Annotated in this window: 11 protein-coding genes; 9 read left to right on the top strand and 2 right to left on the bottom strand. The window is 51.4% G+C overall.

Annotated elements, in window-relative coordinates; all coding sequences use genetic code 11:
- The 4 genes from ABYA77_RS14340 to ABYA77_RS14325 all read left to right on the top strand — a co-directional run.
- On the top strand, positions 1-628 hold a 628-nt coding region (locus ABYA77_RS14340; protein ID WP_372966642.1), incomplete at its 5' end, for an AzlC family ABC transporter permease.
- 3 nt (positions 629-631) lie between these two features.
- Positions 632-979 carry an AzlD domain-containing protein gene (locus ABYA77_RS14335; RefSeq protein WP_104417580.1) on the top strand — a complete coding sequence of 116 codons (348 nt, stop codon included), beginning with the start codon at positions 632-634 and terminating at the stop codon, positions 977-979.
- A 22-nt stretch (positions 980-1001) separates the two neighbouring features.
- On the top strand, positions 1002-1832 hold the full coding sequence (gene panB, locus ABYA77_RS14330) for a 3-methyl-2-oxobutanoate hydroxymethyltransferase (RefSeq protein WP_104417066.1): 831 nt from the start codon (positions 1002-1004) through the stop codon (positions 1830-1832).
- Between the two features lie 23 nt (positions 1833-1855).
- Positions 1856-2281: a hypothetical protein gene (locus ABYA77_RS14325; RefSeq protein WP_372966641.1), complete on the top strand. Its 426-nt coding sequence runs from the start codon at positions 1856-1858 to the stop codon at positions 2279-2281.
- Here ABYA77_RS14325 and ABYA77_RS14320 read toward each other — a convergent pair.
- Both ABYA77_RS14320 and ABYA77_RS14315 read right to left on the bottom strand, forming a co-directional pair.
- Positions 2241-2816, bottom strand: coding sequence for a GNAT family N-acetyltransferase (locus ABYA77_RS14320; protein WP_328798076.1), 576 nt, complete (start codon positions 2814-2816; stop codon positions 2241-2243). The genes ABYA77_RS14325 and ABYA77_RS14320 overlap by 41 nt on opposite strands.
- A 43-nt stretch (positions 2817-2859) precedes the next feature.
- The gene (locus ABYA77_RS14315) at positions 2860-3345 is read right to left on the bottom strand and encodes a hypothetical protein (protein ID WP_206853115.1); all 486 of its coding nucleotides are present in this window, start codon (positions 3343-3345) and stop codon (positions 2860-2862) included.
- Positions 3346-3629: 284 nt separating this feature from the next.
- Here ABYA77_RS14315 and ABYA77_RS14310 point away from each other — a divergent pair, with 284 nt between their 5' ends.
- The 5 genes from ABYA77_RS14310 (at position 3630) to ABYA77_RS14290 (ending at position 6827) form a co-directional block, all read left to right on the top strand.
- Positions 3630-4310: a class I SAM-dependent methyltransferase gene (locus ABYA77_RS14310; protein WP_023008425.1), complete on the top strand. Its 681-nt coding sequence runs from the start codon at positions 3630-3632 to the stop codon at positions 4308-4310.
- A gap of 83 nt (positions 4311-4393) precedes the next feature.
- Positions 4394-4795: a GFA family protein gene (locus ABYA77_RS14305; RefSeq protein ID WP_081698919.1), complete on the top strand. Its 402-nt coding sequence runs from the start codon at positions 4394-4396 to the stop codon at positions 4793-4795.
- A 90-nt stretch (positions 4796-4885) separates the two neighbouring features.
- Positions 4886-5431, top strand: a complete 546-nt coding sequence (locus tag ABYA77_RS14300) for a DUF6624 domain-containing protein (protein WP_372966640.1) — start codon at positions 4886-4888, stop codon at positions 5429-5431.
- Positions 5432-5521: 90 nt separating this feature from the next.
- Positions 5522-6334, top strand: coding sequence for a hypothetical protein (locus tag ABYA77_RS14295; RefSeq protein WP_372966639.1), 813 nt, complete (start codon positions 5522-5524; stop codon positions 6332-6334).
- An 82-nt stretch (positions 6335-6416) separates the two neighbouring features.
- Entirely contained in the window at positions 6417-6827 is a 411-nt protein-coding gene (locus tag ABYA77_RS14290; RefSeq protein WP_372966638.1) for a VOC family protein, read from the top strand.
- Positions 6828-7336: the final 509 nt, after the last annotated feature.

Below are 7336 nucleotides of genomic sequence, written 5' to 3'. Positions count from 1 at the left end.
GATTTCGTTTGGCCTGATCGCCAATCAGGCCGGTTTCAGCAGCTGGGAAGCCATCATCATCTCCCTGGTTATCTATGCGGGTGCCTCCCAGTTCCTGTTTGTTGGCATGGTGGCGTCGGGAGCCCCCTTGTGGCTTGTGGTTGTGATGACGCTGCTGATCAATGCCCGGCATCTGGTTTATGCCCCGAACCTGGCCCCCTGGCTCAACGGGAACCGGTGGTGGTTCTGGTTGATGCACGGGCTGACGGATCAGGTCTTCGCTCTGGCGCACACCCGCCTGCCGGCGTTGCCACCCTCGGAACGCCTGGGGTGGTTCACTGGCGCCATGTTGCTGGCCTGGTTCAGTTGGGTAGGGGGCACGGCCCTAGGAGCTTTTGTGGGGCAGGAGCTGACCGGGCGCTGGCCATTACTGAATGACGTTATGCCCTTCGCGCTACCGGCCCTGTTTGTGGTTCTATTGGCCCCGAGATTCACTTCCTGGTTATGGGCTGCAGCGCTCGGGTGTGCCATTGTCGTGGCGTTGTTGTTCGCGGCTAATGGCCTGCCCAATATGGCGATACCGGTTGCGGCGCTTCTGGGCGCGGCGGTGTTCTTTGTGATGCAATCCAATACACGGGCGGAGGTTTAACGCATGGCTGGTGAGCTGTGGGTTGCGGTGATGGTTGCCGCAGCGGGTACATTGTTAATGCGTTTGTTACCACTGGTGTGGATGCAGAGGCGTCTGGCTCGGGAAGACAGTCAGGGCGGTACAGCGGCCATGCCCAGGTGGCTCGGGGTGCTCGGCCCGGTGATGATTGCGGCCATGCTGGGGGCTTCGCTGGTTCCCGCAGCCGGCACCCTGAATGCCTGGGTTGCAACGGCTGTTGGGGGATGCGTAACCCTGCTAGTCTGGTGGAAAACAAAGTCCCTGGGGTGGCCGGTTGTCTCGGGCGTTGTGGTGTTTGGTGTGGTGCGGTTTCTCAATTTCGTTGTGATTTAACTGATCAAGGATAGGAGTGAATATGAGTACTCATACTTCCAGCCAGAAGATAACAACCTCTAAGATTCAGGCCATGAAAGGACGAGGTAGCATTGTTTCCCTTACAGCATACACGAAGCCCATGGCAGAACTCATGGACCCTTTTGTCGATCTGATCATCGTCGGGGATTCCACAGGGATGGTGGCTTACGGATACGATTCTACGCTGCCCGTTACTCTGGATATGATGATTAACCATGGTGCAGCAGTGGTGCGTGGCAGCCAGAAAGCCTGCGTCGTTATCGATATGCCCTATGGCTCGTATCAAGAAAGCAAGGAGCTGGCTTTCCGAAACGCGGCGCGCTTACTGACAGAAACTGGTGCTCAGGGCATCAAGGTTGAAGGTGGGTTAGAGCTTGTTGAAACGGTGGAGTTCCTGGTCAGTCGTGGTATACCGGTAATGCCACATATTGGCTTGCGTCCTCAGCATGCAAACACTATGGGCGGATTTAAGGCCCAGGGCAGAGATGAGGCTGCAGCCAAACGGTTGGTTGAAGAAGCACAGGCTTTTGAGTCTGTTGGCGCGTTCTCAGTCTTAATTGAAGGGGTATTTGAAGCCGCCGCGCGGCGTGTTACGCAATCTTTAACCATTCCTGCCATTGGTATTGGCGCATCTCCCGAGTGTGATGGCCAAGTGCTGGTAACGGAGGATATCCTAGGCTTGTTCTCTGACTACACGCCGAAATTTGCCAAAAAGTACGTCGATCTGAGCGCCCAAATCAAGGATGTGTTTGCGCTGTATGAAAGAGAGGTCAGAGCCGGCGAATTTCCCGCAGAGGAGCATTGCTTTGGGATTAAGAAGCAACCAACTTAGATTGTCGGGAGGGCCAAGGGGTTGTGTGTGAACAAGTGCGAAACAAAGGGAATGAGCCGAACCTGGGCAAGCCTGAGTACCTCTATCACGGTAGTCGACAAAAAACCGTCCGGCTAGAGCCAGCCCAGGACATTGGGCATGGTGAGGCTGACAACGAATACGGTATTTATGCTGTCTCAGAGCGGGATTTAGCTGTTCCGTTTGCAATCACATATTACCCCCTGAGCCCTCGTGCAGTTTTCTCGGTCGACACCTCGCAACGCCCACCCCGGATAGTGCTGAGGGATACTGAAGTAAGTTGGCATGAGAAGGGGTATATCTATACGTTGCGATCTGAAACCTTTGAGCAAATAGATGCTCTCCAGTGGGTTTCGCGAGTTCCTGTAGAGCCTGTGTTGATTGAAGAAATTACCCCTGAGCTCTACCGGGATTGGGTCGTTGATTCCTGACTACAGCTAATTCATCGTGGAGACGAAGGCGCCAGTCTTCATTTGTCATCCGATACAGCCGCACCCTCTTCTTATGAAACTCTTGCATGGTGTAGCAGGAGAATCCAGCCTTCTCAGTTACTCGAACTGAGGCCGCATGGTCTGGCTCTATAATGACCACTACTGACTCACACTGTTTTTGATCGAAGGCATACCGCAGCACGCCTTTAACAGCTTCGGTTGCAAGCCCTTGATTCCAGTATCGCCTCGCTAATCGATAACCGAGGTTGATCTCCTCAACCCCTCCGACTAGCTCCGGCCCAATACCACAGAAACCAACAAGTTTTCCCGACCTCTTCTCAGTTAATGCCCATGGACCCATACCATGGGATGCGTAACATTCCTGGCACCAACCTATAAATTTGCGGGTAGCTTCTTCATCACAAACCCCTCGAACGGAATACCTCATGACCTCAGGGTCACTCAGTATCTCAGTGAGCGCGGGAATATCTTGATGGGATAGCTGCGTTACGATTAGTCTTTTCGTTTGAAACACATACACCGTGTGTACCTATGATTGGAATTTTTAAAATTGGCCCTCAGGAACCGTCGAATTCTACCAGTCTTACTGCAACATTGGCGTGGCGTGCTCCTGATGTACTTTCGTGGTGCGAGCCAAACAAATGGACCCACTGTCCTTTTTCCAGCAATAACTCCCCACTTCCCGAGCTTTGTCCGCTGCTTGTCGTATGTGTACCCGTATAGTTGAACGAGAACGTGTCGGATGAGTCTTTGATTGGGCTGAATTCATACCCCATGGTGACGTAATCGGACGCGACGAAGCCGTTATCTTCAGTAAACACAGCCGTTTTCACAACACTCGACTCCTGCAAAAAATCTGACAGCAATACGGACGGATGACCATTCGGCTTGACGGCTTCGCATTCGCAGTGCCGGATTTCCAAGACCAAATGCTTGCTGCCAATGTAGGCCTCAGGAGTGGCATTTTCGGCCAGCGTGAAGGCGGGAAGTACAGAAAGGCCGGTTAGAAAAAGCGGCAATAAAATTCTTGGCATCATTGGCATAGAACCTCCATCTTGAGATGCTTTAATGTTAAACGAACTGAGTGACGGTGATGACCATTTGATTCGCATTCCGTTGACGACATTATTACACATGGAGCTACTGTTCGAGGTCGCGCACTTCACCTGCCGTCATACCACAAAACCATTTGCAGTATAATGAAGTTACTGAGCGGAGCGGCTTTCTAAGTTTTACAGTATGGCAATGACCGATCAGGCTGCCAGATGCCGCTTTACGCGGCTCCTTCGTCACCACCGTGCTTCGTCAAACAGACTAAGGAGAGCTGATGTTGGATTTAGCTAATGTAGTTCCGTGGGGGCGATCGCTAAAGGAATATCAGGCGATGTTTGAGCTATCGAATGATGACCTGAACAAGAAAATTCTGGGTTGCGGCGATGGCCCGGCCAGCTTCAATGCTGAGGCGACAGAGGTAGGATGCCAAGTCATCTCATGTGATCCGGTATATCAATTCAAGGTTGATGAAGTGCGTCACCGAATTGGCGAGGTGTACCCAGAAATCATGGCCAAGATGCAACAGGCCGCAGACAGTTATGTTTGGGACTCATTCAATAGCGTTGAGCATCTTGGCGAGGTTCGGATGGAAGCTATGTCGCGGTTCCTGTCCGATTTTGATGCTGGTTACCAACAAGGACGGTATGTGTCGGCGTCATTGCCTATGCTGCCATTCTCTGACTCCAAGTTTGATCTGGCACTCTGTTCTCACTTTCTTTTCCTTTACAGTGATCATTTAGATCGGGCGGCCCATCTGGCATCAATGCGGGAGTTATGCAGAGTTGCCTCTGAGGTTCGCGTCTTTCCAGTTGTCTCGCTGGACGGAAAAACCTCAAAGCACCTTGATTCGGTCATGGCGGGACTATCCGCTGACGGAATCGCTGTCTCGTTGCAGCCTGTTAGCTATCGTTTTCAAAAGGGCGCTACTGAGATGTTGGTGGCAAAATCGGCATAACCATTGGCTGTTGTCGGATGACCCTACGGGCCACTTCGGCACGTTCCAAATCTAAGTTTTAAATTTACAGAGTGAGATCTCTCATGGGGTTGAAGGGAAGCTGTTTGTGTGGCGAGATAAGTTACGAAATCGACTCAGTGGATATGCCAATCGTGCATTGCCATTGTCAGACTTGTCGTAAAGCCCATGCTGCACCGTTCGCCTCCACTGCGGGAGTAAAGCGCGAGAATTTCCGTTGGCTCAGAGGTAAGCGTTCTATTTCTACGTTCGAATCATCCCCTGGAAAATTGCGCCATTTTTGCAAACGCTGTGGTTCCCATTTGGTGGCTGAAAGGCCTGCGCAACCCCACGTCATTGTTCGGGTAGCTACTCTGGACTATGATCCCGGTTTAAAACCAGAGGCTCATATTTGGGTGTCGCACGACGTGCCATGGCTTGAGTACGATAGGGCCTGTAAGCATAGAGAGTGGCAAGACGACATTTAACAAATCAATCGAGTTTCCGGCATGAAGGCCTGCCACCGGATGCCCCTGCCGGGGCGGCGCTTATTTGTGGCATCAACTGGGAGGGAGCCCATGAATCAGAGTCTTGCGGATGAGCTGGTCATGATGCTGATAGAAGACCAGCGATTGTTACAGCGACTCTTCGATTCCGGCGAGTTACCGTCGGATTCCTACCATCCCCGACTGAAAGCACTGCACCAGCGCAACGCCTCCCGCCTGAAGGAAATCATCAGGGCTCACTGCTGGCCTGGTATTTCCTTGGTCGGAGAGGAAGCCTCCAAAGCCGCCTGGCTGGTGGCTCAGCATTCGGTGTCCGAGGCCGGGTTCATGGCGGAATGCGTTCACTTGCTGGAGGAAGCCGTTGCGAAAGACGACGCCGAGGGTTGGCAGTTGGCGTTTCTTCAGGATCGGGTGCGGACGTTAGCCGGCGAGCCACAATATTACGGCACCCAGTTTGATGTTGATGAAAACGGGTGGCCAACACCGTTTCCCATCAAGGATCCCGCCTCGGTTAATGAGCGCCGTGCGCAACTTGGACTTGATTCCCTGGAGGAGCGTTTAGGACAAATGACTGAGCAGGAACGGAAGCGACGTGCCAACAGCCAGCACGCCAGTTAACCAAGCGCGGCACTTGGTCGCCTTCGTCTCCATTTTGCTGCGTCGCGCTCGCCGGAACACTTTTTGCGCCTGTTCGAGGTTAGAAGCTGAATGAGCGAAAGAAGATTGAGCTACATATACAGTTTCAAGTGTGGAGATGAGCTTGAGCACTTCGACAAACTACCTGACTATGAGCAAGCCAATATCGAACGATACATTGTACAAGTAATCAGCGATTCTTTTGTTAAACCTGCAGATGAAGACTATGTGACTGCTCGGTTACTGGCAAAAAAAGGAATGCATCGCGCTTTTTTTTGGGCTGCGTGTCAAGCGCTTGAAAAATACCTCAAAGCTTTTCTTTTAATGAGGGGTGCTTCGGTTAATCGCTTCAGAGGTCATCCGATTGCCGATTTATACTCTGAAGCGTGCTCAGTAGATGCTGAGCTCTTAACCGTTGACACGAGTTTCCATCCAGCAATTAAGATTCACCAAAACGTCTCTGAGTCCATTGAAGGGTTATCTGTAGCTCAATTCATCAATGGCATTGAAATGCAGGGAAGTCCCGACAACCGCTATAATTCGTTTGGAGTCAACTTCAACACAGGCTATTTATTTGCGCTTGATAGCTTTGTTTTTGGCTTGCGGCAGCGGATCGGCGTGCCCCCGATAGAAGAAACTCTCAGAAAGTTTGATCAGGATCTTGTCGAGGGATTCAACTTGTACAACCCATGGTTCGCTCCTGTGCACGTGGATCTTGCGGAAGTCCCCAATAAAGATTTCAATCTGCGCATATCTGGCTCTGTCACAACCCTGGACATTCTCACCGGTCCACATGCGCCAAATGGATCCCGTTTTGTGTTGCGATGGCTCGACAAAAAAATGAAATTGCCCAGGAAAATCAGGCAGCATTTGAACAAGGGCTAATGGGCTCACAGTGATACGCGGCTAACGAGTCAAATCATACTAATGCAGATATGAGCCAGCTCCATCAGTGGCGGGGGAATGAATGGAAATTAAGTGTATTGCGGGGTTTGCGTCAATTACTAAAGATTCTGCGGCGAGTGCGTCTTTGTATGAGGGTGCGCGAGGCTTGCCGCTAGAAAAGATGGACGATTATCGTTTCATGGATACGTTCCCCGGAGCGAATCATTTCGGGGTATTGCCCCTCTCTATGGCGGCCCAGTCTTGTTTTGGGCAGGAGGAATGGCCTGACCATGTTCCTGAGCCGACAGCTACAATTGAATTTGAGTTGGCGGACGCGGCTGCAGTGGAAGCGGCAGTGAAAGAAATGAAGGAAAGGGGTCAGGAATTCGTTCATGAAACCCGGACTGAACCCTGGGGGCAAACAGTCGCAAGGTTTATGAGCCCTGGGGGTGTGTTGGTTGGCCTGAGTTATGCGCCATGGCTTCATGAATAAGAGCTTAACCACATAGCGTTACGCCGACTGGCTTTTCAGCTGATTCTCCAAGGTTAGCCGGTTCCGCTTTGCGACAGTTTGTACCCTTTTAGGGCCTCATTGGGGGAAGCTCAGATCGTTTACTGGGAGCTTGCCAATGATAAGTTACCAACTTTATTACCATGATTTTCGAGGGGTTTTGCTCTGGGTCCTTCGAAAGTTACCAACTTTATTTATCTTTATGGTTGATTAATTACTGTAAAATTGAGCTCGGGAAGGCATTTTGTTACCAACTTTATTCCGGTCCTACACCTGCTATTGCCTGAAACTTGCCGTCTGATTATTTATTGGCCAATCTCGGGCCAACAGTCGCTCCCGCTATTTGCGTCCTGACCTAGAAATCAGAATCTCACGGGATTCTCGGCAAAGAAAGTCGACCGCTTCCTAAAGACGAACCGCCCAAGGATGGGCCGGGGGAAACGGAACAAGGAAGTGAAGAGCAACCTCACCGATAACGAAAGCGCCAAGAT

Source organism: Marinobacter sp. (genome assembly GCF_041595835.1).
Classification (GTDB): Bacteria; Pseudomonadota; Gammaproteobacteria; order Pseudomonadales; family Oleiphilaceae; genus Marinobacter.
Note: the sequence above shows the minus strand (reverse complement) of the source record. Positions and strands in the feature narration are given on the sequence as shown.